The 23,572-nt window shown below is 70.8% G+C and carries 27 protein-coding genes and 1 riboswitch; of the genes, 20 read left to right on the forward strand and 7 right to left on the reverse strand.

Features of this window, described 5'->3' with window-relative positions:
* Positions 1-80: 80 nt before the first annotated feature.
* Positions 81-518, reverse strand: a complete 438-nt coding sequence (locus K6T84_RS14480) for a styrene oxide isomerase (RefSeq protein WP_224862158.1) — start codon at positions 516-518, stop codon at positions 81-83.
* 71 nt (positions 519-589) lie between these two features.
* Here K6T84_RS14480 and K6T84_RS14485 point away from each other — a divergent pair, with 71 nt between their 5' ends.
* The 7 genes from K6T84_RS14485 (at position 590) to K6T84_RS14515 (ending at position 6,641) form a co-directional block, all read left to right on the forward strand.
* Positions 590-1,582, forward strand: coding sequence for an SMP-30/gluconolactonase/LRE family protein (locus tag K6T84_RS14485; protein WP_224862160.1), 993 nt, complete (start codon positions 590-592; stop codon positions 1,580-1,582).
* A gap of 164 nt (positions 1,583-1,746) precedes the next feature.
* Positions 1,747-2,970, forward strand: coding sequence for a D-alanyl-D-alanine carboxypeptidase family protein (locus K6T84_RS14490; protein WP_225400494.1), 1,224 nt, complete (start codon positions 1,747-1,749; stop codon positions 2,968-2,970).
* Entirely contained in the window at positions 2,967-3,350 is a 384-nt protein-coding gene (locus K6T84_RS14495; protein ID WP_225400495.1) for a DUF4345 domain-containing protein, read from the forward strand. The genes K6T84_RS14490 and K6T84_RS14495 overlap by 4 nt, the downstream gene beginning before the upstream one ends.
* 35 nt (positions 3,351-3,385) lie before the next feature.
* A complete protein-coding gene (locus tag K6T84_RS14500; protein WP_408066119.1) occupies positions 3,386-4,783 on the forward strand; it encodes a sugar porter family MFS transporter in 1,398 nt (465 codons plus the stop codon).
* On the forward strand, positions 4,780-5,898 hold the full coding sequence (nagA, locus tag K6T84_RS14505) for an N-acetylglucosamine-6-phosphate deacetylase (RefSeq protein WP_225400497.1): 1,119 nt from the start codon (positions 4,780-4,782) through the stop codon (positions 5,896-5,898). The genes K6T84_RS14500 and nagA overlap by 4 nt, the downstream gene beginning before the upstream one ends.
* Before the next feature lie 9 nt (positions 5,899-5,907).
* Complete coding sequence (locus K6T84_RS14510; RefSeq protein WP_224862169.1) at positions 5,908-6,183, forward strand: GNAT family N-acetyltransferase; 276 nt, start codon at positions 5,908-5,910, stop codon at positions 6,181-6,183.
* Positions 6,184-6,185: 2 nt separating this feature from the next.
* A complete protein-coding gene (locus tag K6T84_RS14515; RefSeq protein WP_408066115.1) occupies positions 6,186-6,641 on the forward strand; it encodes a carboxymuconolactone decarboxylase family protein in 456 nt (151 codons plus the stop codon).
* 14 nt (positions 6,642-6,655) lie between these two features.
* Here the strand turns inward: K6T84_RS14515 and yhjD are convergent, their stop codons facing one another.
* Positions 6,656-7,555: an inner membrane protein YhjD gene (yhjD, locus tag K6T84_RS14520; RefSeq protein WP_224862171.1), complete on the reverse strand. Its 900-nt coding sequence runs from the start codon at positions 7,553-7,555 to the stop codon at positions 6,656-6,658.
* Positions 7,552-8,568 (reverse strand): tryptophan--tRNA ligase, encoded by a 1,017-nt coding sequence (gene trpS, locus K6T84_RS14525; RefSeq protein ID WP_224862173.1) that lies wholly within the window; start codon positions 8,566-8,568, stop codon positions 7,552-7,554. The genes yhjD and trpS overlap by 4 nt, the downstream gene beginning before the upstream one ends.
* A gap of 139 nt (positions 8,569-8,707) precedes the next feature.
* On the opposite strand from trpS, the gene K6T84_RS14530 reads away from it, so the two are divergent.
* The 6 genes from K6T84_RS14530 to cobM are packed head-to-tail and all read left to right on the forward strand — an operon-like array spanning position 8,708 to position 13,835.
* Positions 8,708-9,316: a TetR/AcrR family transcriptional regulator gene (locus tag K6T84_RS14530; RefSeq protein WP_224862176.1), complete on the forward strand. Its 609-nt coding sequence runs from the start codon at positions 8,708-8,710 to the stop codon at positions 9,314-9,316.
* Positions 9,313-9,975, forward strand: a complete 663-nt coding sequence (locus K6T84_RS14535; RefSeq protein ID WP_225400498.1) for an enoyl-CoA hydratase-related protein — start codon at positions 9,313-9,315, stop codon at positions 9,973-9,975. Before K6T84_RS14530 ends, K6T84_RS14535 begins: the two co-directional genes overlap by 4 nt.
* Positions 9,972-10,868 carry a ferredoxin-like domain-containing protein gene (locus K6T84_RS14540; protein ID WP_224862180.1) on the forward strand — a complete coding sequence of 299 codons (897 nt, stop codon included), beginning with the start codon at positions 9,972-9,974 and terminating at the stop codon, positions 10,866-10,868. Before K6T84_RS14535 ends, K6T84_RS14540 begins: the two co-directional genes overlap by 4 nt.
* On the forward strand, positions 10,865-11,527 hold the full coding sequence (locus tag K6T84_RS14545; protein ID WP_224862182.1) for a precorrin-8X methylmutase: 663 nt from the start codon (positions 10,865-10,867) through the stop codon (positions 11,525-11,527). Before K6T84_RS14540 ends, K6T84_RS14545 begins: the two co-directional genes overlap by 4 nt.
* Positions 11,524-13,032, forward strand: a complete 1,509-nt coding sequence (locus K6T84_RS14550; RefSeq protein ID WP_225400499.1) for a precorrin-2 C(20)-methyltransferase — start codon at positions 11,524-11,526, stop codon at positions 13,030-13,032. Before K6T84_RS14545 ends, K6T84_RS14550 begins: the two co-directional genes overlap by 4 nt.
* The gene (gene cobM / locus K6T84_RS14555) at positions 13,020-13,835 is read left to right on the forward strand and encodes a precorrin-4 C(11)-methyltransferase (RefSeq protein ID WP_225400500.1); all 816 of its coding nucleotides are present in this window, start codon (positions 13,020-13,022) and stop codon (positions 13,833-13,835) included. The genes K6T84_RS14550 and cobM overlap by 13 nt, the downstream gene beginning before the upstream one ends.
* Here the strand turns inward: cobM and cbiE are convergent.
* Both cbiE and K6T84_RS14565 read right to left on the reverse strand, forming a co-directional pair.
* On the reverse strand, positions 13,776-14,966 hold the full coding sequence (gene cbiE / locus K6T84_RS14560; protein ID WP_224862186.1) for a precorrin-6y C5,15-methyltransferase (decarboxylating) subunit CbiE: 1,191 nt from the start codon (positions 14,964-14,966) through the stop codon (positions 13,776-13,778). The genes cobM and cbiE overlap by 60 nt on opposite strands.
* A 2-nt stretch (positions 14,967-14,968) precedes the next feature.
* Entirely contained in the window at positions 14,969-15,766 is a 798-nt protein-coding gene (locus K6T84_RS14565; RefSeq protein WP_225400501.1) for a dienelactone hydrolase family protein, read from the reverse strand.
* A gap of 37 nt (positions 15,767-15,803) precedes the next feature.
* Positions 15,804-15,944, forward strand: a riboswitch (cobalamin riboswitch).
* Positions 15,945-15,953: 9 nt separating this feature from the next.
* Here K6T84_RS14565 and K6T84_RS14570 point away from each other — a divergent pair.
* The 6 genes from K6T84_RS14570 to K6T84_RS14595 are packed head-to-tail and all read left to right on the forward strand — an operon-like array spanning position 15,954 to position 22,272.
* Entirely contained in the window at positions 15,954-17,891 is a 1,938-nt protein-coding gene (locus K6T84_RS14570; RefSeq protein ID WP_225400502.1) for a magnesium chelatase subunit D family protein, read from the forward strand.
* Positions 17,891-18,505 carry a cob(I)yrinic acid a,c-diamide adenosyltransferase gene (gene cobO / locus K6T84_RS14575; protein WP_224862192.1) on the forward strand — a complete coding sequence of 205 codons (615 nt, stop codon included), beginning with the start codon at positions 17,891-17,893 and terminating at the stop codon, positions 18,503-18,505. The genes K6T84_RS14570 and cobO overlap by 1 nt, the downstream gene beginning before the upstream one ends.
* Positions 18,506-18,509: 4 nt before the next feature.
* Positions 18,510-20,864, forward strand: coding sequence for a bifunctional hydrogenobyrinic acid a,c-diamide synthase/histidinol phosphate aminotransferase CobBC (cobBC, locus tag K6T84_RS14580; RefSeq protein WP_225400503.1), 2,355 nt, complete (start codon positions 18,510-18,512; stop codon positions 20,862-20,864).
* Entirely contained in the window at positions 20,861-21,820 is a 960-nt protein-coding gene (locus tag K6T84_RS14585; protein WP_225400504.1) for a cobalamin biosynthesis protein, read from the forward strand. Before cobBC ends, K6T84_RS14585 begins: the two co-directional genes overlap by 4 nt.
* A gap of 25 nt (positions 21,821-21,845) precedes the next feature.
* Positions 21,846-22,154, forward strand: coding sequence for a hypothetical protein (locus K6T84_RS14590; protein WP_224862198.1), 309 nt, complete (start codon positions 21,846-21,848; stop codon positions 22,152-22,154).
* Complete coding sequence (locus tag K6T84_RS14595; RefSeq protein WP_224862200.1) at positions 22,132-22,272, forward strand: hypothetical protein; 141 nt, start codon at positions 22,132-22,134, stop codon at positions 22,270-22,272. The genes K6T84_RS14590 and K6T84_RS14595 overlap by 23 nt, the downstream gene beginning before the upstream one ends.
* On the opposite strand, the gene K6T84_RS14600 is transcribed toward K6T84_RS14595, so the two are convergent.
* Positions 22,269-22,685: a nitroreductase family deazaflavin-dependent oxidoreductase gene (locus tag K6T84_RS14600; protein ID WP_224862202.1), complete on the reverse strand. Its 417-nt coding sequence runs from the start codon at positions 22,683-22,685 to the stop codon at positions 22,269-22,271. The genes K6T84_RS14595 and K6T84_RS14600 overlap by 4 nt on opposite strands.
* An 11-nt stretch (positions 22,686-22,696) precedes the next feature.
* On the reverse strand, positions 22,697-22,987 hold the full coding sequence (locus K6T84_RS14605) for an antibiotic biosynthesis monooxygenase family protein (RefSeq protein ID WP_224862204.1): 291 nt from the start codon (positions 22,985-22,987) through the stop codon (positions 22,697-22,699).
* 121 nt (positions 22,988-23,108) lie between these two features.
* Here K6T84_RS14605 and K6T84_RS14610 point away from each other — a divergent pair, with 121 nt between their 5' ends.
* Complete coding sequence (locus tag K6T84_RS14610) at positions 23,109-23,555, forward strand: hypothetical protein (protein ID WP_225400505.1); 447 nt, start codon at positions 23,109-23,111, stop codon at positions 23,553-23,555.
* The last annotated feature ends 17 nt before the right edge of the window (positions 23,556-23,572 follow it).

Genomic DNA, 23,572 nt, shown 5'->3' on the forward strand with positions numbered 1-23,572 from the left:
TACCGAGACGGGACTTCCACCCGCTAGTCCAGTCCAACTTGCAGGACGCAACATCGCTCCAGCCTAGGCGCGGGGACCACTCAGTGCGGCGGCTCAGCGCCCGGCCGCAGCCCCACCAGCGCGATCACGCAGACCGCCAGCATCGCGACACTCAAGCTGTACAGGCCGGCGTCGACGAGATTCTCCTGCCACGCCGCACCCTGGTGACCTGCGCCGGCGATCGGCGTCGTCCGTCCGGTGCCGAAGATCGCCGCGGCCAGAGTGCTGGCCCAGTTGACGTAGGTGCCGTAGAGCGCCAACCAGAACAGTGCGGTCAGCCAGCGCGCCGACAGCCGCAGCCGGCCCCACAGCAGGCCGAGCGCCAGCAGGAACAGCCCGTTCATCACGCCTTCAAGATGCGACGACAATCCCATCCGGGGGTTGGCCATCGACCCGCTGACGATTCCGGTGGTCAGGCCCAGCAGGAACAGGAAGACGCCGTGCCACAACAGGGCTCGGGATTTGTCGGCAGCCACCATCGGCCGACCTTAGATCCTGACAACGCCGCGGGACTGCCGAATGGGGCAACCACGGCCCTAATGTCGTCGACATGAGCCGCAAGCCGCGTATCGATCCCGTCCGCTGGCAGCCCCCGCCGTCGCGCCCGCTGCCCCCGCCCGACCCCACACCGACCCTGACCGTGCTGGACATCCCCGGCTTCGCACCGGAAGACGTCGTCGTGGACGCCGACGGCACGATCTGGACCGGTGTCGAGGACGGCCGGATCATCGCCGTCGGCTCCGACGGATCGCCGCGGGTGATGGCCGACACCGGCGGACGCCCGCTGGGGCTGGCGTTCACCCGCGATCAAAGGCTGCTGATCTGCGACAGTCACCGCGGGCTGTTGCGCTTCGATCCGAAGACCGGGCAGTTGGAGACCCTGGTCAGCGAGATCAATGGCCGGGTGCTGACGTTCTGCTCCAATGCGGTGGAATCTGCAGACGGCACAATCTATTTCACCGAGTCCACCGACCGGTTCCGCTACGAGCATTACAAGGCGTCGGTGATCGAGGGCCGCGCCAGTGGGTCGCTGATGCGGCTGGGCACCGACGGGCAGGTTAGCGTGCTGGCGTCCGGGCTGCACTTCGCCAACGGCGTGACGCTGACCGCCGACGAATCGGCGGTGGTGTTCGCCGAGAGCACCGCGCGCCGGCTGTCGAAGTACTGGCTGACCGGGCCGCGCGCCGGCACCGTCACCCCGCTGGTGACCGAGCTGCCCGGCCACCCCGACAACATCTCCACCGGGCACGACGGCCGAATCTGGGTGGCGATGGTGTCAGACCGCAACGCGCTGTCGGACTGGCTGAGCCCGCGCGCGCCCGTCATCCGCAGGTTGCTGTGGCGCCTGCTGCCGTACCACCTGCTGCCGGACGTGCAGTCCGGTGCGTGGGTGGTGAGCTTCCACGCCGACGACGGCCGGGTGCTGAGCCAGTTCCGCAGCACCGATCCGAGGTTCGGCATGGCGACCGGGGTGGTCGAATCCGGCGGCCGGTTGTGGATAGGCCGCATCGGCGGGCCGGGTCTGGCCTACTTCACGCTGTAACCCCGCACGCTGTAACCCCGCCGAGCGTGCACAAGTGTCCGGCAAAAGCCCAGGTGGTGCCGGACCCTTGTGCACGCTCGGCGGGGATCTAAAACCCACCCGCCCCACCAGTCACAGCGTGGCTCCCGGGTTTCACGGGCCGATTCGCCTACCCTGCACACACGATGACTTTTGCGCGCTCGGTGTCGGCCCTGGTGGCGGTGAGTTTTCTGGTGGCCGCCGCGCCCCTGGCGGCTGCTGATCCCACGCCGGGACTGATCGCCGGGCCGGCCAACTGCCCCTACAAGGTCAACACCCCACCCGCGGTGGACGCCTCGGAGGTCCCGACCGCCGGCGATCCGCCGCAGCCGCTGGCGGTGCCGGCCACCCCGGTCGGCGGCCAGGCCCTGAGCGGCTGCGGGATCGTCGCCGCGCCCGACACTCCGCCGGTTCCCGGTGAGATCTCCGCCGAGGCCTGGCTGGTCGCCGACCTCGACAGCGGCGCGGTGATCGCCGCCAAGGACCCGCACGGCCGGCACCGGCCCGCCAGCATCATCAAAGTGCTGACCGCCATGGCTGCACTGAACGAGCTGGACCTGGACCGGGTCGTCCCCGGCACCCAGGAGGACGCCAACGCCGAAGGCACCCGGGTCGGGGTGGGCCCCGGCGGCAACTTCACCGTCAACCAGCTGCTGCACGGACTGCTGATGGGCTCCGGGAACGACGCCGCCCACGCCCTGGCCGAGCAGCTCGGCGGCATGGGCGTCGCACTGGAGAAGATCAACACGCTGGCGGCCAAGCTCGGCGGCTACGACACCCGCGCCGCCACGCCATCCGGGCTGGACGGCCCGGGCATGAGCACGTCGGCCTACGACATCGGGTTGTTCTACCGCTACGCCTGGAACAATCCGGCGTTCGCCAACATCGTGGCGACCCGCACCTTCGACTTCCCCGGCTACGGCGACGTGCCCGGCTACGCCCTGGAGAACGACAACCAGCTGCTCTACAACTACCCGGGCGCCCTGGGCGGCAAGACCGGCTACACCGACGACGCCGGGCAGACATTCGTCGGTGCGGCCAACCGGGATGGACGCCGGCTGGTGGCGGTGTTGCTGCACGGCACCCGTCTACCGATCGCACCCTGGCAGCAGGCCGCCCAGCTGCTCGACTACGGCTTCGCCACCCCGCCGGGCACCCGGGTCGGCACCCTGATCGAGCCCGACCCGGCGCTGGTGGCCCCGCGCGCTCCGGAGCTGGGCCCCAACCCGCAGGCGCTGCCGCTGGTGTCGGCCGACGACACGGTGCCGGTGCGGGTCGGGGTGGGCGTCATCGGCACCATCATCGTGTTCGCGCTCATTATGGGAGCCCGGGCGGTGAATCGACGACCCGGCGAAGGGTCGGCCTGGTGATCCGGGCCCTGCGGTACTTCGGCTGGTTCACCGGCCTGCTGCTGATCGCACTGGGACTGAGCCGCATCGCGTTCTCGCTGGACTCCATTCCCGGCGGTCAGGACGTCAACGCCACCGTGGACAGTGAGACCCGGGCCGCCGGCGCTCTATTGATCGGCTTCGGCGTCGGCTACCTGGAGGCGTTCCGGCGCACGCCCATCCCGACCGGGGTGGTGCGCCTGTTGGCCGGCACCATGGCGCTGCTGGGGCTGTCCCGGCTGATCTCGATGACCAACGCCGGTATGCCGCATCCGGCGTTCACCGCGGCGTGCGTCGTCGAGTTCGTCGCGGCCGCACTCACCTACTGGTACGCGACCCTGGCCGACCGCCCCACGCGATAACCCCTACGGTGAGCCTCATGGGCCGAATCGGGGAACTGCGCCGCTCCTCGCCGCTGGCGCTGCTGGTGGGGGTGGCCGCCGCCAGTGTCGGGGTCATCTACGGCTACGACCTGTCCAACATCGCCGGCGCACTGTTGTTCATCGAGCGTGATTTCGGGCTGTCGGCCGCCCAGCAGGAGATGGTGGCCACCGCGACGGTGATCGGCGAGATCGGCGGTGCCCTGGCCGGCGGCTGGCTGGCCAATGCGATCGGCCGGAAACGCTCGATGGTCGCCGTCGCCCTGGGCTACGCGGTGTTCGCGGTGGCCGGGGCGGTGTCGACGTCGGTGTCGACGCTGACCGTGGCGCGGCTGCTGCTCGGGGTCACCATCGGGGTGTCGGTGGTGGTGGCGCCGGTGTTCGTGGCTGAGTCGGCGCCGGCCGGTGCGCGCGGCGCATTGCTGGTCACCTACGGGGTGGCCACCGTGATCGGCATCATCGTCGGCTATCTGGCCGCCTATCTGCTGGCCGGGGCGGGCAATTGGCGGGCGATGCTGGGCCTGGCCGCCGTCCCGGCCGTGCTGGTGGCGATGCTGCTGGCCCGTATCCCCGACACCGCCCGCTGGTATCTGCTCAAGGGCCGCGTCGACGACGCCCGCCGCACCCTGCGGCGCATCGAGCCGGGAGTCGACGCGCAGCGCGAGCTGGACGAGATCGCCCGGACGCTGCGCGAGGAGGCCTCCGGCGGTGCCGGTGTGCTGCGCGAGATGCTGCGGCGGCCGTATCTGCGGGCGACGGTGTTCGTGGTGACGCTGGGCTTCTTCATCCAGATCACCGGCATCAATGCGATCGTCTACTACAGCCCCCGGCTGTTCGAGATGATGGGTTTCCACGGCGATTTCGCGTTGCTGATCCTGCCGGCGCTGGTGCAGGTCGCCGCCCTGGTCGCCATGCTGGTGTCGCTGGCGATCATCGATCGGGTCGGCCGGCGGCCGATCCTGCTGTCGGGGATCGCCACCATGGTCGCGGCCAACGCGCTGCTGGTCGCGGTATTCGCCGGCGGTGAGGTGTTCGGTGGCGCAGCGGCGGCGGTCAAGTTCGGCGGGGTGCTGCTGTTCACCGTCGGCTACACGTTCGGGTTCGGTTCATTGGTGTGGGTGTACGCCGGGGAGGCCCTGCCGGCCCGGATGCGCTCGATGGGGGCCTCGGCCATGCTGACCTCGGATCTGGTGGCCAACGCGGTTGTCGCCGCGGTGTTTCTGACCATGCTCACGTCGCTGGGCGGTGCCGGGACCTTTGCGGTGTTCGGGGTGCTGGCGCTGGCGAGCCTGGCGTTCGTGTACCGCTACGCCCCGGAGACCAAGGGCCGCCAATTGGAGGACATCCGGCACTTCTGGGAGAACGGCGGACGCTGGCCCGCCGAGGACACCGAGAGGGTCGAGGCGCCGGCATGACCGTGATCGCCGCGGGCGCCGTCGTGCTCGACGGCCGGGTGCACCGGCCCGGCTGGGTGTCGGTGGCCGACGGCCGGATCACCGACTGCGGGTCCGGACCGGTTCGCGCCGACGCCGACTTCGCCGGCGCCACGGTGGTGCCTGGCTTTATCGACCTGCACTGCCACGGCGGGGCCGCTGTCTCCTACGCCGACGATCCGGACCGCGCGGCGGCGCTGCACGCCGCGCACGGCACCACCGGGGGCCTGGCCAGTTTGGTGACCGCTGCACCGGAAACCCTGCTGGCACAGGTGCATACGCTGGCCGGCGCCACCCGGCACGGCGTGGTGGACGGCATCCACCTGGAGGGGCCGTGGCTCAGCGACAGGCACTGCGGCGCACACGATTCGGCGTGGCTGCGCGACCCCTCTGACGCCGAGGTCGAGGCGTTGCTGACCGCTGGTGACGGCGCGATCGCGATGGTCACTCTGGCCCCCGAGCGGCCCGGCGCCATCGAGGCCATCACCCAGCTGGTCGAGGCGGGAGTGGTTGTGGCCGTTGGGCATACCGACGCCGGATACGAGGTGACCCAAGCCGCCCTGGACGCCGGCGCGACGGTGGGAACGCATCTGTTCAACGCGATGCGCCCCCTGCACCACCGCGAACCCGGACCGGTTGCGGCACTGCTGGCCGACCCGCGGGTGACCGTCGAACTGATCGCCGACGGCGTTCACCTGCACCCGGCCGTCATCGAGCACGTGGTGGCGACCGCCGGCCCGGACCGGGTCGCGCTGATCACCGATGCGATGGCCGCCGCCGGGACCGGCGACGGCGCGTTCACCCTCGGCGGGCTCGACGTCGACGTGACCGGCGGAGTGGCCCGGCTGCGCGGCACCACCACGATCGCCGGCAGCACCGCCACCATGGACCGGATCTTCGCAGCGGCGGTGGGGTTGCTCGGCGGCGATGACGCTGCCCTGACCGACGCCGTTCGCATGACCTCGTCCACCCCGGCGCGCACCCTCGGGCTGCACCGGGCCGGCGTCCTGGCCGCCGGACGTGACGCCGACCTGGTTGTGCTGGATCGGGATTGGCGGGTCTTGCGGGTAATGCGGCGCGGCGTCTGGCTGGGATAGGCTGCGGTGATGAGCGAGCCGATCGTCACCCACGACAACGGGCAGTACCAGATCTCCGTCGACGGCGAGCAGGCCGGCTTCGCCGACTACATCGAGAACGGCGATCAGCGGAACTTCAACCACACCGTGATCGACAAGGCGTTCGGCGGACGCGGCCTGGCCGGCACGCTGATAGCCGCAGCCCTGACCGACACCCGCGCGGCCGGCAAACGCGTGGTGCCGACCTGTTCGTTCGTGGAGGGCTACATCACCAAACACCCGGAGTTCGCCGACCTCGTCGACTGATCATGACGCGGGTCCCCCTCGACAAACAGTCGGCCTCGGTCTATCGCGCCTACCTGCACGCCGCAGCCGAGGTGCGGGCTCGTGCCGAAGACGCCGGGTTGTCGCGGACCGTTCTGGAACTGGTGAATCTACGGGTGTCCCAGATCAATGGGTGCGCGTTCTGCCTGAACATGCACAGCAAGGCCCTGCTGGAGACCGGTGACACCGTGCAGCGGATCGCGGTGCTGCCGGCCTGGCGGGACACCGAGTTGTTCTCCGACACCGAACGGGCCGCCCTCGAGATCGCCGAAGCCGTCACGTGGATCTCCGAGACCCACCTGGACGACGACGAGTACACCCTGCTGCGTGAGCACCTCACCGACGATCAGGTTTCGCTGTTGATCTGGTCGGCGATCACGATCAACGCGTTCAACCGGGTGTCGATCATGAGTCACTACCCCGTGCGGGCGGAGAAGTGACCCGCTGACCCCACTCAGTCGGCGGGCAGACCGTCATCCTTCGACGTCGCCGCCCACGCGGTGGCCAGCAGAATGAGCCGGGCGGTGATGTAGGCGAACACCAGCAGGCCCAGCACCGGTCCGAACACCGCCCCGGCGGGGCCGTTGATCACCGACTGCAGGTACACCGAGCCGGCCTGCTTGAACAGTTCATAGCCGACGGCGGCGATAGCGCCGGCCTCCATCGCGCTGCTCAGGCTCACCGGCTCCCGCGGCAGCCGGGCGATCATCCAGGTGAACAGCAGCCACGACACCGTCGCCGCCATGATCAGCGAGGCGAACCGCAGCAGCCCGCCCAGCAGGGTGAAGTCGGGAACCCCGAGCCAGCGCAGGACGCTGCGCATCAGCTTCGGGTCGGACAGCGCGGTCAGCGCGAGGGTGGCCAGCATGGCACCGAACGCCCACACCATGGCCACCAGGTCCGACAGCTTGGATGAGACGAAACCCTTTTTCTCCGAACGGGTCTCCCACATCTCCGACAGCGCCTCGCGCAGGTTGGCCATCCAGGTCAGGCCCACCCAGGCGGCGGTCGCCAGGCCGATCACCCCCACCGAGGCGCGCGAGGAGATCGCGGTGTCCATCAGGGTGACCAGCTCGTTGCCGAACTCGCCGGGGATCGAGTGCTTGATCCGGCGTTCGATCTCGTCGAGCACCTCGGGCCGCCGCGACAGCAGGAATCCGCCGACGGAGAAGCCGACCATCGCCAGCGGGAACAGCGCGAAGATGGTGTAGTAGCTCATCCCGGCGGCGAAGAAGTTGCCCTGGCAGTCGTCGTAACGCTCCTGGGCGCGCACCGCGTGGTCGAGCCAGCCGAAGCGCTTTCGCAGCCGGTCGATGATGCTCGGCTTGGCGGGGTCGGTCACGGCCTTGCTCATGCCGACGGCAGGAATCCCACCCGGTCATACACCCGCTGCAGCGTTGCCGACGCCACCTCGCGGGCCCGGTTCGCGCCGGCCGCCAGCACCGATTCCAGCTCACCCGGGTCGGCGAGCAGCTCATCCACCCGGGCCTTGATCGGGGTGACGAACTCCGCGACGGCCTCGGCGGTCTCCTTCTTCAGGTCGCCGTAACCGCGTCCGTCGTAGCTGTTCACCAGGGTTGCGACGTCCGTGCCGGTGACCGCGGCCTGGATGGTCAACAGGTTGGAGATCCCGGGCTTGGCCTCCGGGTCGTAGCGGATCTCGCGCTGCGAGTCGGTGACCGCCGAGCGGATCTTCTTGGCGCTGCGGGCCGGATCGTCGAGCAGGCTGATCAGGCCGGCGTCGGTGGCCGCCGACTTGCTCATCTTGGCGGTCGGGTCGGCCAGGTCGTAGATCTTGGCGGTGGCCTTCGGGATCATCGGCTCGGGGACGACGAAGGTGTCCGGGAACCGCGCGTTGACGCGTTGCGCGACGTCGCGGGCCAGCTCCAGATGCTGACGCTGGTCTTCGCCGACCGGGACCACCTCGGTGTCGTAGAGCAGCACGTCGGCGGCCATCAGCACCGGGTAGGTGAACAGGCCCACGGTGGTGGAGTCCGCACCCTGCTTCTGCGACTTGTCCTTGAACTGCGTCATCCGCGACGCCTGCCCGAATCCGGTGAAACAGCCCAGCACCCAGGCGAGTTCGGCGTGGGCGGGGACGTGACTCTGCACGAAGACGGTGGCGCGCGCCGGGTCGACGCCCAGCGCCAGATACTGCGCGGCGGTCACCAGTGTGCGCCGCCGCAGCGTCTGCGGGTCCTGCGGAACGGTGATCGCGTGCAGGTCCACCACGCAGAAGAAGGCCTCGTGATCGTCCTGCAGCGCGGTCCACTGGGCGACCGCGCCCAGGGCGTTGCCGAGGTGCAGGGAGTCGGAGGTGGGCTGGGCGCCGGAGAAGACGACGGGACGGGATCCGGGAGTGCTCATGGTGGCTCGATCCTGTCACGCCGCGTTTTCCCGGCGCGACCGTGCATAGTCGTTCGGCCTCACCTGGGCGTTGCCGGACAATTGCGCACGCTCGCGACGGATAACGTAATAGAGTGACCGCTCTGTTATTCTGCCATCCATGCCCCGCCCACGCGTGCACGACCCCGATCGGGTGCTCGACGCCGTCGAGTCGCTGGCAGCCCGATCCGGCCCCACCGCGGTGACGATCCGCGCGATCAGTGAGGCGACCGGCGTCTCCAACGGCGCGGTCTATCACGGATTCGGGTCGCGGGCCGGGCTGGTGGGCGCCGCCTGGCTGCGGGCCGCGCGAAATTTCCTGGCGGTGCAGGGCGAGCTGGTGAGCGCCGCACCGGAACCCACCGACGCGGTGATCGCCGCCGCCGACGCCCCGGTTGCCTTCGCCGAACTTCGCCCAACGGCCTCCAAGCTGCTGTCGGTGATCAACCGCGACGAACTGATCGACGCCGACCTGCCGGCCGAACTCGCCGCTCAACTGGGCCACGTCGACGCCGAGCTGATCGGGTTGCTGATCCGACTCGCCGCCGCATTGTGGGACCGCCGCGACGCCGCCGCGGTCGACACCATCACCACATGCGTCGTCGACCTGCCCACCGCGATCGTGCTCAGCCGCGATCGGCTGGGCTCCCCCACCGCCCGCGCCCAATTGCACGCCGCCGTACGCGCCGTGCTGTCCGTCGGACCAACCTTGAAAGGATCTACCCCATGAAGCTGACCTATGACGACGCCATCGCCGTACTGGACCTCGGCGACGACGAGAACCGGTTCTCCCCGGACTTCCTCGAGGAGATCAACGGCGTGCTCGACGACGTGGTGGCCGCGGGCGCCGAGGGCAGGGCCCAGGGCCTGGTCACCACCGCCGGCGGCAAGTTCTACACCAACGGCCTGGACCTGGACTGGCTGATGGCCAACGGCGACCGCACCGACTGGTACGTCGGCCGGGTGCATGCGCTGCTGGCGCGGGTGCTGACGCTGCCGATGCCGACGGCGGCGGCGGTGGTGGGCCACGCGTTCGGGGCCGGCGCGATGCTGGCCGTCGCGCACGACTTCCGGGTGATGCGCGCCGACCGCGGTTTCTTCTGCTTCCCCGAGGTCGACATCCTGATTCCGTTCACGCCGGGCATGAACGCGCTGATCCAGGCCAAGCTGACCCCGCAGGCCCAGGTGGCCTCGATGACGACCGGCCGCCGGTTCGGCGGGGTGGATGCGGCGACCTTCGGGATCGTGGACTCCACCGCCGGCGAGGGCGCGGTGACGCCGGGTGCGATCGAGATGCTGCGGCCGCTGGCCGGCAAGGACCCGGGCACGCTGGGCGCCATCAAGGCCACCATGTTCGGGCCGGCGGTGGCGGCGCTGACGACCCCGTGATTTCGGCGCGATTCGGCTCGCTCAGCGGTGATTTCCGCGCCGAAATCGCCGGGCGCAGCCGCCCCGACCGATGCCCCGGCGTGCTGCGGCCGTGGCCGGCCGACGACGGTTTGCTGGTGCGACTGCGCCTGGTCGGCGGCCGGCTACCGGGGGCGTCGTTGTCCCGGCTCCTGCAGGTCAGCGCCGAGTTCGCCGACGGGTCGGTCTACCTGACCGGGCGGGCCAACCTGCAGCTGCGCGGGCTGCCCGGCCGTGACGGCCGGCTGGACCCCGCTGTGGTGGCCGCGATCGAGTCGACCGGGCTGCTGCCGTCGCGCAGCCATGAGCTGGTCCGCAACATCCTGGTCTCCCCGCAGACCGGATACGCCGGCGGCCGCGCGGACCTGCGGCCGGTGGCGGCGCAACTGGACGCGCTGCTGTGCGGCGACGCGGGCCTGGCCGGACTGCCGGGGCGCTTCCTGTTCGTGCTCGACGACGGCCGCGGTGATCTGATCGACCGGCGTAGCGACGCCGGTCTGGTGGCACTGGGCGACGCGAGGGTCCAGCTGCGGATCGGTGACGGCTGGGGTGCGGTGATCGGTCTCGGCGACGCCGCTGCCCGGCTCGCCGAACTGGCGGGCGCGTTCCAGGCCGCCCGCGGCGACGGGCCCCAGGCGCCGTGGCACGTCCGCGAGTTGCCGGGCCCGCTGGCACCGACCGTGCCGACCGACCCGCGTGTCCCCGCCCCGTCGGGTCCGCTACCGTGTGGCAGCGTGCCCGGCGGCACTCACGTGTGCGTGCCCGACGGCGTGCTCACGCCGGACCACGGGCGGTCACTGGTGGAGCACACCGAACTGGTGGTGACGCCGTGGCAGGGTGTCTTCATCCCCCAGGCCCAGGAGGCGGATCGGTGAGCAGGCCCAGGCGCCCGTCCCGGCACTACGACTACATCGCCGACGGTCCGGCGATCTACGTCGAGTCGTTCGCGACCATCCGCCGGGAGTCCGACCTGACGCACATCCCGGCTTCGGCCGAGCGGCTCGCGGTGCGGATGATCCACGGCTCCGGCCAGACCGACGTCGCCAAGGATCTTCTGATCCACCCCGACGCGGTGCCGGCCGGGCGCGCCGCACTCGACGGCGGCGCGCCGATCCTCTGCGACGCCCGAATGGTGGCGGTCGGGGTGACGGCCGGGCGGCTGCCGGCCGGCAATGCGGTGCACTGCTACCTGCACGACGAACGCGTCCCGGCACTGGCCGCCGAATGGGGCACCACCCGTTCGGCGGCGGCCGTCTCGTTGTGGGAGCCGGAGCTGGCCGGTGCCGTCGTCGCGATCGGCAACGCACCCACGGCGCTGTTCCACCTGCTGGAGCTGATCCGCGACGGCGGGCCGCGCCCGGCGGTGATCGTCGGCTGCCCGGTGGGTTTCATCGGCGCCGCCGAGTCCAAGGAGGCACTGGCCACGCTGCACGAACACGGCATCGACATCCCGTTCGTGACGCTGCGCGGCCGGCGCGGCGGCTCGGCGATCACCTCCTCGGCGCTCAACGCTCTTGCCTCGGATACCGAATGACCGGCCGTTTCTACGGGGTGGGCCTAGGGCCGGGCGACCCGGAGCTGATCACCCTCAAAGCCGCCCGGGTCATCGGCGACGCCGACGTGGTGGCCTACCACGCCGGGGTCAACAAGTCCTCATATGCGCGCACCATCGCCGCCGACCTGATCCGGCCCGGCGTTCTCGAAGAAGAGCTGCGCTACCCGGTGACCACCGGGGTGACCGACCACCCGGGCGGCTACGCCGGGGCGCTGGCCGACTTCTACGAGGCTTCGGCGGCACGGTTGGCGGAGCACCTTCGGGCGGGCCGGACCGTGGCGCTGCTGACCGAGGGCGACCCGCTGTTCTACGGCTCGTTCATGTACATGCACGACCGGCTGTCGGGGCGCTTCGACACCGAGATCATCCCGGGCGTACCGGCTTTCAGCGCCGCCACCGCCGCGATCGGCATGCCGCTGGTGCGCCAGACCGACATACTGACGGTGCTGCCGGGCACCCTGCCCGAGCACGAACTGGCGATGCGGCTGGCCGACACCGACGGCGCCATCATCATGAAGCTGGGCCGCACCTTCCCCGCCGTGCGGCGTGCGCTGGTCGCCGCGGGACGGTTGGAGCACGCCTGGTACGTCGAGCGGGCCAGCCATCCGCAGCAGCGCTGGCTGCCGGTGGCCGAGGTCGACGAGGCGAGCGTCCCCTATCTGTCGCTGATCGTGGTCGACGGTGATTCGCGCAACGGGCAGCGGTCCCGGAGCGGCGTGGCGCCGGCCACCGTGGTCGCCGAACCCGCCTGCGCCGCTGAACTGTTGGTGATCGGGCTGGGGCCCGGACCTGACGGCTGGTTGACCGGCGAGTCGGCCGCGGCGCTGGCAGGCGTGGATCACGTGGTGGGCTACGGCCCGTATGTGGCGCGGGTTCCGCAGCGCGAGGGCTTGCAACGCCACACCTCGGGCAACACCGTCGAGCTGGACCGGGCCCGCTTCGCGCTGGATCTGGCCGCGCGCGGCGAGAAGGTGGCGGTGGTCTCCGGTGGGGACGCCGGGGTGTTCGGGATGGCCTCGGCGGTCTTCGAAGCGCTGGAAACCGTTCCATATCAGGATATTTCGGTGCGGGTGCTGCCCGGGGTCTCCGCGGTGCAGGCGGTGGCCGCGGCGGCCGGCGCACCGATCGGGGCCGACTTCGCGGTGCTGAGCCTGTCGGACCGGCTCAAGGGCTGGGAGGTGATCGAGTCCCGGCTGCGCGCGATCGCCGAGGCCGATCTGGTGCTGGCGATCTACAACCCGGCCTCGCGGGCCCGGCCCGACCAGATCACGCTGGCCCGCAAGATCCTGCTGGAGCACCGTGACCCGGCGACCGTGGTGGTGGTGGGGCGCGATGTCGGCCGGGCCGAGGAGTCGCTGACCGTGACCACGCTCGGCGACCTGGACACCGATGCGATCGACATGAAATGCCTTGTGCTGGTAGGGGCATCGTCGACGCGGGTCACCGGATCCGGCCGGGTGTGGACGCCGCGATGGGTGCGTTAGCGGTCCGGTTCGTCGGCGCCGGGCCGGGCGCGGCGGATCTGCTGACGGTGCGCGCCGCCCGGTTGCTGGCCGACGCCGAAGTGGTGCTGTATCCGGGCAGCTACCTGGACGCCGCCGTGCTCGAACGCTGCTCCGGTGCAGCCGAACTCGTCGATACCCAGCGTCTGGATCTGGACGCCATTGTGGACCGGATGGTCACCGCGCACCGGGCCGGCCGTGCGGTGGTGCGGCTGGTGTCGGGCGATCCGTCCCTCTACAGCGCGGTCTTCGAGCAGACCCGCCGGCTCGATGCCGCCGGGGTGCCGTGGGAGATCACGCCCGGGGTGCCGGCGTATGCGGCGGCCGCCGCCCTGTTGGGCCGCGAGCTCACCGTGCCGCTGGTGGCGCAGTCGGTGGTACTGACCCGCGTGCAGGCTCAATCCACGGCCATGCCCTCGGGTGAGTCGCTGGCCGCGTTCGCCGCGACCGGGGCCACCCTGGTGCTGCACCTGGCGATCACCCGGATACGGGCGCTGATGTCGGAGTTGGCGCCCGAGTACGGCTCGGGGTGCCCGGTCGCCGTCGTCTACCGGGCATCGCAGCCCGGGGAGCTGGTGTTGCGCGGCACCGTCGCCGATATCGCCGATGCGGTCGAGGCGGCGGGATTACGTTCGGCCGCAGTCATTCTGGTGGGCCGGGCGGTTGCGGATCTACCCGATCCGTGCGGCGGGGAGAGCCATCTCTACGACGCGGCACGCGACCGGTCAGGGCAGGGTCAGCGCCCACTGGGTGACCGCCCGGGCCGGTTTCCAGCCGGTGAATGAGCCCAGCGGGGCGGCGTGTTCGACCTGGATGCGGGTCAGCTCACCGCCGTGTTCGCGGTAGGCCTGGGCTAGCAGTGCCTCGGTCTCCAGCGTCACCGCGTGGGCGACCAGCCGGCCGCCGGCCCTCAGCGCCGCCAGGCAGGCGCTCAGCACTCCCGGCCGGCTCAGCCCGCCGCCGACGAACACCGCGTCGGGCTGCGGCAGGTCCATCAGTGCGTCCGGGGCGGCGCCGCGGACGACTTTGAGCGCGGGCACTCCCAGGTTGCGGGCGTTGTTCGAGATACGTTGCGCCCTATCAGGATTCGCTTCGACAGCGACGGTCCGACAGGTCGGGTGGGCGCGCATCCACTCGATGCCCACCGACCCGGCGCCTGCCCCGACGTCCCACAGCAGCTGCCCGGGCGCCGGCGCCAACCGGGCCAGCGCGGAGGCCCGCAGGTCGCGTTTGGTGAGCTGCCCGTCGTGGTCGTAGGCGTCATCGGGTAGGCCGGGCGCCCAGCCGAACGCCGGCGGGCCGGCCAGTTCCAGGGCAACGATATTGAGCCGCGGCATCGCACCGGTGAACGTCTCGGCGGTCATGTCCAGCCGGGATTCGGCGTCGCCGCCGAGCTCCCCGAGCACCGTCATCCGGCTCGCCCCGTAGCCCCGGCCGACCAACAGGCCCGCGACCCGCGCGGGCGTCGTCTCGTCGGCGGAGAGCACCAGCACCCGCCGGCCCGGTGCCAGCTCGCGCAGCACCGCGTGCTCGTCACCGGCCCGGATCACCGCCGTCGACTCCGCCGACCAGCCCAGCCGGGCCCGGGCCAGCGTCACCGAGGACAGCGCCGGGAACACGGTGACGGCGTCGGCGCCGAACACCTCGATCAACGTCGTCGCCACCCCGGAGCGCAGCGGGTCACCGGAGGCCAGCGCCACCACCGGCCCGGCCAGGCCGTCGAACAGCGCGGGCAGCCCGGCGCGCAGCTGCGACGGCCAGCTGCGGCGGGTCTGACCGTCGACCGCCGGCAGCATTTCCAGGTGGCGCGGCGCGCCGATCACGACGCCGGCGGCCGTGATGGCCGCCCGCGCATCCTCGGACAGCCCGGCCCAGCCGTCGGCGCCGATCCCGACGACGGTGATGCGTTCGGGCACCGCTAAGTGAGCCGTTCTTTGAGGAACGCCACCACCCGCTTGCGGGCCTCATAGGCCGGGTGGCCGTCGACCTCGCGGACCTGGTCGGTGAGCACCGAGTGCGCCATCCGGGACAGGCCGTGCGGATTGCCGCGCGAGGAGTCGATCTCGATCACCTCGAAGGCGTCGCCCAGGCGGGCCTTCAGCGTCGCGAAGCGATCGCCGGGCGCCATCCGGTCCTCGCTGAACCGCAGACCCAAGGCGCACAATCCGTCGTTGGCGGCGCGGTCGGCGATCACACCCAGCTCGACCTCCGAGAGGCCGGGATCACGGCGCTGCTTGAGCGTGAGCGGAATCGGCACCGACGGCTGACTGAGCACCGGGGCCAGCACCGCGTCGTCGACCGCGGCGGCCAGCGCGAAGCCGCCGGTGAAGCACTGGCCGATCACGCCCACACCTTTGCCGGGGGTCTTCTCGTTGAGGTCACGGGCCAGCGCCCGCAGGAACTGGGTGACCGGACGCTGCTTGTCGGTGGCGAACGCGGCGAACTCCCGCGTCACGCAGGCCCGAGCGATCGTGGTCAGCGCGTAACCTGGCGTGATCGGGCGGCCCGGCTCACCGAACAACGACGGAATCACCACGGTGAACCCGTTGTCCACCAGGTGGTTTCCCAATCCCAGCACCGCGGGGTGCGCGCCAGGGATCTCGGGGATCAGGATCACCCCGGGCCCCTCGCCCTTGCGGTACACGTCGTGGGTGAAGCCGCCGCCGGTGAACGGCTCGGCGACCCATCCGGTCAGGTCAGCTTCGGGTGCGGTCATCCTCGGTATCCCTTCGCCTGAGTGCGCCTCTTTCGGTGTTAGGGTAGCCGCGCGAAGCGCCAGGGAAGTCGGTGTGACTCCGACGCAGGCCCGCTACGGTGTTCCGCGGCGCGTTCCGGTGACATCGGCGGGACGCGCCCCGGTCAGTCCGAATACTGGCTTCGCGTCACACACGAGCGGAGCCTCCATGCAACAGCTGTACCCCTTCCCCGCCGTCCTCGGCGGCGACCCGGATGCCCCGGGTGGCCTCGACGACATGGCGCTGGCACTTGTCCTGAGCACGATCTCCCCCGGCATCGGCGGTGTGCTGATCCGCGGCGAGAAGGGCACCGCCAAGTCGACGCTGGTCCGCGCGCTGGCCCAGGTGCTTCCCGCCATCGACGTGGTGGCCGGCGACCGGTTCTCCTCCGATCCCGCCGAGGAGCACCCGCTCTCCCCCGACGGCCCGTTCCCTGCCGACGCCGCCGTACAGACCCGCCCGGTGCGGCTGGTGGAGCTGCCGGTCGGGGCCACCGAGGACCGAGTGGTCGGCTCGATCCACCTGGAGCGGGCACTGGGTGACGGCGTGGTCGAGTTCGAACCCGGCCTGCTGGCCCGGGCAAACCGCGGCATCCTCTACGTCGACGAGGTCAATCTGCTCGCCGACCATCTGGTGGATCTGCTGCTGGACGCCGCCGCGATGGGCCGGCTGACCGTGGAACGCGACTCGGTGTCGGTCACCCACGCCGCCCGCTTCGTGATCGTCGGCACGATGAACCCCGAGGAAGGCGAGCTGCGCCCGCAGCTGCTCGACCGGTTCGGGCTGACCGTGGAGGTCTCCGCACCCCGCGACCCGGCGTTGCGCGCCGAAGCGGTACGACGGCGGCTGGCGTTCGACGCCGACCCCGACGGCTTCGCCCGCCGGTACACCGCGGCCGAGGAGCGGCTGCGAGCCCGGATCGGGCGGGCGCAGCAACTGTTACCTCAGGTGCTGCTCACCGACGCCGCCCTGGTCCGCATCGGTGAGATCTGCGCGGCGCTGGACGTCGACGGGCTGCGCGGCGACATCGTCTGTGCCCGTACTGCGGTAGCGCATGCGGCATGGCAGGGCCGCGACGCGGTCAACATCGACGATCTGCGGGTGGCCGCCCGGCTGGCGTTGCCGCATCGGCGGCGCCGCAATCCGTTCGACGCCCCAGGGCTCGACGAGGCCGAACTGGACGAGCTGTTGCCGCCGGAGGACCCCGAGCCGGATCCGGACGGCCCCGGGCCGGACGGCGGCGGGGACGCCGTACCGCCGGATCAGGGCGGGCCCGCACCGACTGGAGGTTCCACCTCGACGGTGGCCGCCGACTCCCCTTACCGGGCACGGCTTTTCACTGTCGACGGGATCGGCGCGGGCAGCGCCGGGCGGCGCAGCCGGGCCCGCACCAGTTCCGGACGCCGGGTGGGTGCCACCGCGGATCGGATCGCCGGTGGTCTGCACCTGTTCGAGACGCTGCGAGCCGCGGCACCGCATCAGGGTGTTCGGGGCCGGGCCGGCGGCCGAATGATCCTGGCCGCGTCCGATCTTCGTCGCGCCGTCCGGGAGGGCCGGGAGGCCAACCTGGTGTTGTTCGTCGTCGACACCTCCGGGTCGATGGCCGCCGCCGAGCGGATGCGGCACGTCAAGACCGCGATCGCCTCGCTGCTGCTGGACGCCTACCGGCGCCGGGACCGGGTGGCGGTGGTGACGTTCCGTGATGCGGGAGCCGAATTGGTGTTGCCCGCGACCGGGTCGGTGGAGATCGCCGCGGTGCGGCTCGACGCGCTGCCGGCGGGGGGCCGCACCCCGCTGGCCGAGGGGCTGCTGGAAGCCGCCGCGGTGATCCGCCGCGAACGACTGCGCGAGCCGGCGTGCCGGCCGCTGCTGGTGGTACTCACCGACGGGCGGGCCACCGCCGGTCCTGCGCCGGTGGAGCGATCCCGCCAGGCGGCAATTCATCTTGCCTCGCAAGGCTTTTCCAGTGTAGTGGTGGACTGCGAGAGCGGCCGGATGCGACTCGGACTGGCACGCCGGCTGGCCGAGCTGCTGCGGGCCGACTACGTCCCGCTGCCGCAGGTCAGCGCCGAGGCGCTCACCGAGATCGTGAAGGGAGCCGCCTGATGCCGCAGGGACAACCGTTGACGGTGCCCGACGACAATCTGACCACCCGTCAGCGCCGCAACCGGCCGCTGCTGATGGTGCACACCGGCGACGGCAAGGGCAAGTCGACCGCCGCGTTCGGGACCGCGCTGCGCGGCTGGAACCAGGGCTTCGCGATCGGCGTCTTCCAGTTCGTGAAATCCGCCAAGTGGCGGGTCGGCGAGCAGGCCGTGCTGGAACGCCTTGGCGCCCTGCACGATGAGACCGGTGAGGGCGGTCCGGTGCAGTGGCACAAAATGGGCTCGGGCTGGTCGTGGAGCCGCAAGGCCGGCGCCGCCGAGGATCACGCCGGCGACGCCCTGGCCGGCTGGACCGAGGTCAAGCGCCGGCTGGCCGAACAAACCCATGATCTGTATGTGCTCGACGAGTTCACCTACCCGATCAACTGGGGCTGGGTGGATATCGACGACGTGGTGGAGACGTTGCGCAATCGCCCCGGGCATCAGCACATGGTGATCACCGGCCGTCGCGCCGACCCCAAGCTGATCGAGATCGCCGATCTGGTCACCGAGATGACCAAGATCAAGCATCCGATGGACGCCGGCCAGAAGGGTCAACGCGGCATTGAGTGGTAAAGGCATGGTTCCTTTGCCTCCCCGTCTGGTGGTGGCCGCGCCCGCATCCGGGCACGGCAAGACCACCGTGGCCGTCGGAATGATGGCGGCGCTGACCGCACGCGGACTGCGGGTCAGCGGGCACAAGGTCGGCCCGGACTACATCGATCCGGGCTATCACGCGCTGGCCACCGGCCGCCCGGCCCGCAACCTGGATCCGTATCTGGTCGGCGCGGAGCGGATCGTGCCGCTGTTGCGCCACGGTGCCGCCGACGCCGATATCGCCTTGATCGAAGGCGTGATGGGACTTTTCGACGGCCGGCTGGGTTCCGACGGCGAGGCCTCTACCGCCCACGTCGCGGCACTGACCGCCAGCCCGGTGCTGTTGGTGGTCGACATCTCCCATGCCTCCCGGACCCACGCCGCCGTGGTGGCGGGCCTGGCCGGCTTCGACCCGGCGGTACGGATCGCCGGGGTGGTGCTCAACAAGGCCGGCAGTGCCCGGCACGCCGACGAGGTCATCGCCGCGTTGCGCCCCACCGGGATTCCGGTGCTCGGGGTGCTCCCTCGCGATGGGGATGTAGAGACGCCGTCTCGGCACCTGGGCTTGGTGCCGGCCGCCGAGCGCGACGAGTCCGCTGCCGCGCTGGAGCGGCTGGCCGGGCTGATCGAGCAGCATGTGGACCTCGACGCGGTGGCGGCGGTGGCGCGGCAGGCTCCCGATCTGGTTGATGCGGTGTGGGATCCGAGTGCCGAAGTGCGCGCTGCGTCCCCGGGCCGGCCGGTGGTGGCGGTGGCCGGCGGGCGGGCATTCACGTTCGGCTACACCGAGACCTTCGAGTTGCTGCGCGCCGCGGGCTGCGAGGTGGTGAGTTTCGATCCGCTCACCGACGCCTGTCTGCCGGCCGGGACCGCCGGCATCTACCTGGGCGGCGGGTTCCCGGAGGTGTACGCCGCCGAGCTGGCCGCCAACACCGCCTTGACCGGCGCGCTGCGGGACGCTGTTGCGGCGGGGGTGCCGACCGTCGCCGAGTGCGGCGGGTTGGTCTACCTGTGCCGAAACGTCGGAGAGGTCGCCGGCGTCGGAGCCCTGGCAGCAGGCGCCGAGATGTCACCGCGCCTGACCCTGGGCTATCGGAACGCCACCGCACCGGCCGACAACCTGCTGGCGCGGGCCGGCGATCGGGTGACCGGACATGAATTCCACCGCACCCGTGTCGCTTTCGCACACCCGGTCGAAGCCGCCTGGCAGCTGCCGGACGGCCCGGACGGCGTCGCGGGGCCGAGCCTGCACGCCTCCTACCTGCACACCCACTGGGCGGGCTATCCGCGGCTGGCTCAGCGTTTCGCCGATGCGGTGCACGCCTACACCGGCCCGGATCTGCACCATCACGGCGACGTCGAGGCGACGCCCGGGCTGGCCGACTTCGCGGTGAACGTCTACGCCGGGCCGCGTCCGGACTGGCTCGACGCCGCCCTGCACGCCTCGCTCGACGACGCCGCTTCGTATCCGGACGCCTCCACCGCCCGCGCCGCCCTGGCCGGCCGACACGGCCGTTCCGATACCGAGGTGCTGCCGACCGCGGGCGCTTCGGAGGCCTTCGATCTGGTGGCCCGGCTGCAAAAGTGGCAGCGGCCGGTGGTGATCCACCCGCAGTACACCGGGCCGCATACCGCGCTGGAGGCCGCCGGTCACCGCGTCGAGGTCGTACTCTGCCACGCCGACGACGGATTCGCGCTGCATCCCGACGCGGTGCCCGACGACGCCGACCTCGTCGTCGTCGGCAATCCGACCAATCCGACCGGGGTCCTGCACCCCGCTCAGACGCTGCTTCGACTGCTGCGACCGGGCCGGGTGGTGCTGGTCGACGAAGCGTTCCTCGACGCCATCCCGGGCGAGCCGGAAGCCCTTTCCCGGGAAAGGCATCCGGGGCTGTTGGTGAGCCGCAGCCTGACCAAGCACTGGTCGATACCGGGCGTTCGCGCGGGCTATCTGCTCGGCGACCCCAAGCTGATCGCCGCCGCGGCCCGGCTGCAGATCCCCTGGTCGGTGTCGGCCTCGGCTTTGGCCGCCATGGTGTCCTGCTCGGATGAGCGGGCGTCGGCCGAAAGTGATTCTCGAGCACGGCAGTTGGCGGTGTGGCGCACTGAACTCAGCGATGGGCTCGCCGCCCGTGGGGTGCCGTTCGTGGCGGGTCCCGCACCGTATGTGCTCGCGCGGGCCAGCGGCGGCGTACATGCGACGTTGCGGGAGAACGGGATAGCGGTGCGACGCTGCGACACGTTCCCGGGACTGGACGCCACCTGGGTGCGGATCGCGGTCCGTCCGCCCGAGCTGACCGCCCAGTTGCTGTCCGCCCTCGACCGGGTGCTGCGGTGATACCGGCCCGAGCGGTCGGGCTGATGCTGGGCTACGCCGCCGATCGCGCCTTGGGTGATCCGCGGCGGCTGCACCCGGTCGCCGGATTCGGTACGTGCGCACAGTGGTTGGAGCAGCGGACCTATCGCGACAACCGGGCCGCCGGGGCCGTACACATGCTGGTGCTTGCCGGGGGCGCCACGGGACTGGCGTACCTCGCGGAGCGCCTGGCCCGACATCCCCTGTCACGCACCGCCCTCACCGCGGCGGTCACCTGGGCGGTGTTGGGCGGGCGCTCGCTCGAGCGGGAAGCAGAATCCGTGCATGCCTTCCTGGCCGACGGTGATCTCGAGTCCGCCCGGATGCGGGTGGGCAACCTGGTCGGCCGCGACACCGCGTCGCTGAGCCCGGACGAGATCGCCCGTGGCGTGGTCGAATCCGTCGCGGAGAACACCTCCGACGCCGTGGTGGCGTCATTGGTCTGGGGCGCGGCGGTGGGCGTTCCGGGCCTGGTGGCACATCGCGCCGCCAACACGCTGGACGCCATGATCGGCCACCGCAACGCGCGCTACCACCGATTCGGCTGGGCCGCCGCTCGCCTCGACGATGTGATGGGACTGCCCGCCTCCCGGCTCAGCGCGGCCCTGGCCGCCGTATCAGGCCCCGATCCCGTTGGCGCACTACGCGCATGGCGCCGCGACGCCCAGCATCACCCCAGCCCCAATGCCGGGGTGGTCGAGGCCGCGTTCGCCGGTGCGTTGGGTCTACAGCTAGGCGGCGTCAACACCTACTACGGGAACCGCCGCGAGGAGCGGGCCCTGATGGGCGACGGGCGGTCGCCTTCGCCGGGCGACATTCCGCGGGCGGTCCGGTTGGCGCGACGGGTGAACGCCGGTGCGATGGTGAGCACGGTTATCCACAGTTGGGTATTCGCCCGCAGATCAGGGGTTTTGCGCGCTTCCGGCACGCGCCGCTGACCAACCCGGCTCTACCGTTGGCCCCATGTCCCCACAATCCTGGGTGACGTTGATCGTCGGTGGCCTGGCCACGGTCGGCGTCATCGTGACCTGGCAGCAGAAGAACCGTGCCGATCGGCGTAGCGAATGGTGGCGGCGCACGGCTTGGGCTTTTGAGCGGACGTTCGCGGGGAGCAACAGCCAGATCAGCCTCGGCTGGTCCCTCCTCGCAACCCTGATGCGGTCTAAACTGGCGACCGTCGACGACGTCGACATCGTCCAGGTGATCGTGGAACACGCCGCATTGGCCTATGCAGGCAAGGAGAACAACCATGGCAGCCGAAGACAAGCCTGAGGCCTCGCAGCGTTCTGACCTGGACGCCGCCAAAGCCGCCGCCCGCGTCGCAGTTGAGGCCAGCAAGCGGACCGGCCGCCCGGTCGACCCCAGAGTCAAGGAGCTCGCGGAGTCCTAGGTCTCATTCCTGATCAGCTCGATGACGGGGATGATCCGATCGGTGCGTTCCCGGTAGGTGGCGAAACCCGGGTAGCGCTCGGCCTGGATCGCATACAGCCGGTCGTGTTCGGCGCCGGTGATCTCGGTCGCGGTGACCGACTGGGTCTCGGTGCCGATCTCGACGGTGGCCGACGGGTTGGCCCGCAGGTTGTGATACCAGCTCGGATGCCGGTCGCTGCCCGCGTTGGAGGCGAACACGAAGATCCGGTCGCCCTCGGGCAGGTACATCATCGGGCTGATGCGCTGCTGTCCGGATTTCGCCCCGATGGTGGTCAGCAACAGCACCGGCGCCCCCTCGAACTGCCCGCCCAATTTTCCACCGCTGCTACGGAATTCAGCGATGTTGCGGGCGTTGAAATCCATCGGCTCCATGGTTGCTCTCCCTAGTCGATACCCACGAAGTGTTCGATCACCGGCGGCGACGCGTAGAAATGGTGCAACAACTCCCGCCACTGGCCGAATTCCGGCGACTTGCGGAATCCCTCGGTGTGCGCCTCCACGCTCTCCCACTGCACCAGCAGCAGATACAGGTCCGGCGACTCGACCGAACGTGACATCGAAATCCCCAGGAATCCGGGTTGCGCCGCGATCAGCGGCCGGGCCTGGGCGAACGCGGCTTCGAACTCGGCTTCGCTGCCCGGACGGATCGGCAGTACTCCATGCTCCACAATCACGCCTGCCAGTCTGCCGGACGCGGTGTGTCGAGCGTTACCGCCCACCCCACTTGTCTGTGACCGACATGCACAGATACGTTGTCTGCAACCGACGGACACAGATAACCGGGGGGCTTGCGGCATGGGTGCAATCGCGGCAGCAGTCGTCTTCTCCTGGCTGGGCATGGTCCTGGCGATCTCGTTCATCGAGGCCCCGCTGAAATTCCAGGCGCCCGGGATCACCCTCCAGCTGGGATTGGGCATCGGCCGACTGGTGTTCCGTGCGCTCAACGCGGTCGAGATCGCACTGGCGAGCCTGGTGCTGCTGGCCGTCGCCGTCGATCCCCCCGGCTCGGCTCCGCTGACTGCGCTCGGCATAGCGATCGCGGTGCTGATCACCCAGTCGGTGCTGGTGCGCCCCAGGCTGCGGCGCCGCTCGGATGCGGTACTGGCCGCAGCGGTGGCGCCGGGCGGCGGGATGCGCGAACGCTCGCACGCGCACTACGCGTACGCCGGGCTGGAGGTCATCAAAGTCGTCGCGCTCCTGGCCACCGGCATAGGCCTGCAACTCGCCGTGGCCTGTCCCTAATCGTCGGATTCGATCCC

Source organism: Mycobacterium zoologicum (genome assembly GCF_020181635.2).
GTDB lineage: Bacteria > Actinomycetota > Actinomycetes > Mycobacteriales > Mycobacteriaceae > Mycobacterium > Mycobacterium zoologicum.

Excerpts from the sequence above, each read along its gene's own strand:
- K6T84_RS14515 (WP_408066115.1), top strand. The coding sequence starts at position 6,186 with ATGACGCGGGTCCCCCTCGACAAACAGTCGGCCTCGGTCTATCGCGCC.
- cobO (WP_224862192.1), top strand. The coding sequence starts at position 17,891 with ATGCCGCAGGGACAACCGTTGACGGTGCCCGACGACAATCTGACCACC.
- cobM (WP_225400500.1), top strand. The coding sequence starts at position 13,020 with ATGGGTGCGTTAGCGGTCCGGTTCGTCGGCGCCGGGCCGGGCGCGGCG.
- K6T84_RS14485 (WP_224862160.1), top strand. The coding sequence starts at position 590 with ATGAGCCGCAAGCCGCGTATCGATCCCGTCCGCTGGCAGCCCCCGCCG.
- K6T84_RS14600 (WP_224862202.1), bottom strand. The coding sequence starts at position 22,685 with ATGGAGCCGATGGATTTCAACGCCCGCAACATCGCTGAATTCCGTAGC.
- K6T84_RS14530 (WP_224862176.1), top strand. The coding sequence starts at position 8,708 with ATGCCCCGCCCACGCGTGCACGACCCCGATCGGGTGCTCGACGCCGTC.
- K6T84_RS14535 (WP_225400498.1), top strand. The coding sequence starts at position 9,313 with ATGAAGCTGACCTATGACGACGCCATCGCCGTACTGGACCTCGGCGAC.
- K6T84_RS14565 (WP_225400501.1), bottom strand. The coding sequence starts at position 15,766 with ATGACCGCACCCGAAGCTGACCTGACCGGATGGGTCGCCGAGCCGTTC.
- K6T84_RS14490 (WP_225400494.1), top strand. The coding sequence starts at position 1,747 with ATGACTTTTGCGCGCTCGGTGTCGGCCCTGGTGGCGGTGAGTTTTCTG.
- cobBC (WP_225400503.1), top strand. The coding sequence starts at position 18,510 with ATGGTTCCTTTGCCTCCCCGTCTGGTGGTGGCCGCGCCCGCATCCGGG.
- trpS (WP_224862173.1), bottom strand. The coding sequence starts at position 8,568 with ATGAGCACTCCCGGATCCCGTCCCGTCGTCTTCTCCGGCGCCCAGCCC.
- K6T84_RS14510 (WP_224862169.1), top strand. The coding sequence starts at position 5,908 with ATGAGCGAGCCGATCGTCACCCACGACAACGGGCAGTACCAGATCTCC.
- K6T84_RS14550 (WP_225400499.1), top strand. The coding sequence starts at position 11,524 with ATGACCGGCCGTTTCTACGGGGTGGGCCTAGGGCCGGGCGACCCGGAG.
- nagA (WP_225400497.1), top strand. The coding sequence starts at position 4,780 with ATGACCGTGATCGCCGCGGGCGCCGTCGTGCTCGACGGCCGGGTGCAC.
- K6T84_RS14480 (WP_224862158.1), bottom strand. The coding sequence starts at position 518 with ATGGTGGCTGCCGACAAATCCCGAGCCCTGTTGTGGCACGGCGTCTTC.
- K6T84_RS14595 (WP_224862200.1), top strand. The coding sequence starts at position 22,132 with ATGGCAGCCGAAGACAAGCCTGAGGCCTCGCAGCGTTCTGACCTGGAC.
- K6T84_RS14610 (WP_225400505.1), top strand. The coding sequence starts at position 23,109 with ATGGGTGCAATCGCGGCAGCAGTCGTCTTCTCCTGGCTGGGCATGGTC.
- yhjD (WP_224862171.1), bottom strand. The coding sequence starts at position 7,555 with ATGAGCAAGGCCGTGACCGACCCCGCCAAGCCGAGCATCATCGACCGG.
- K6T84_RS14590 (WP_224862198.1), top strand. The coding sequence starts at position 21,846 with ATGTCCCCACAATCCTGGGTGACGTTGATCGTCGGTGGCCTGGCCACG.
- K6T84_RS14570 (WP_225400502.1), top strand. The coding sequence starts at position 15,954 with ATGCAACAGCTGTACCCCTTCCCCGCCGTCCTCGGCGGCGACCCGGAT.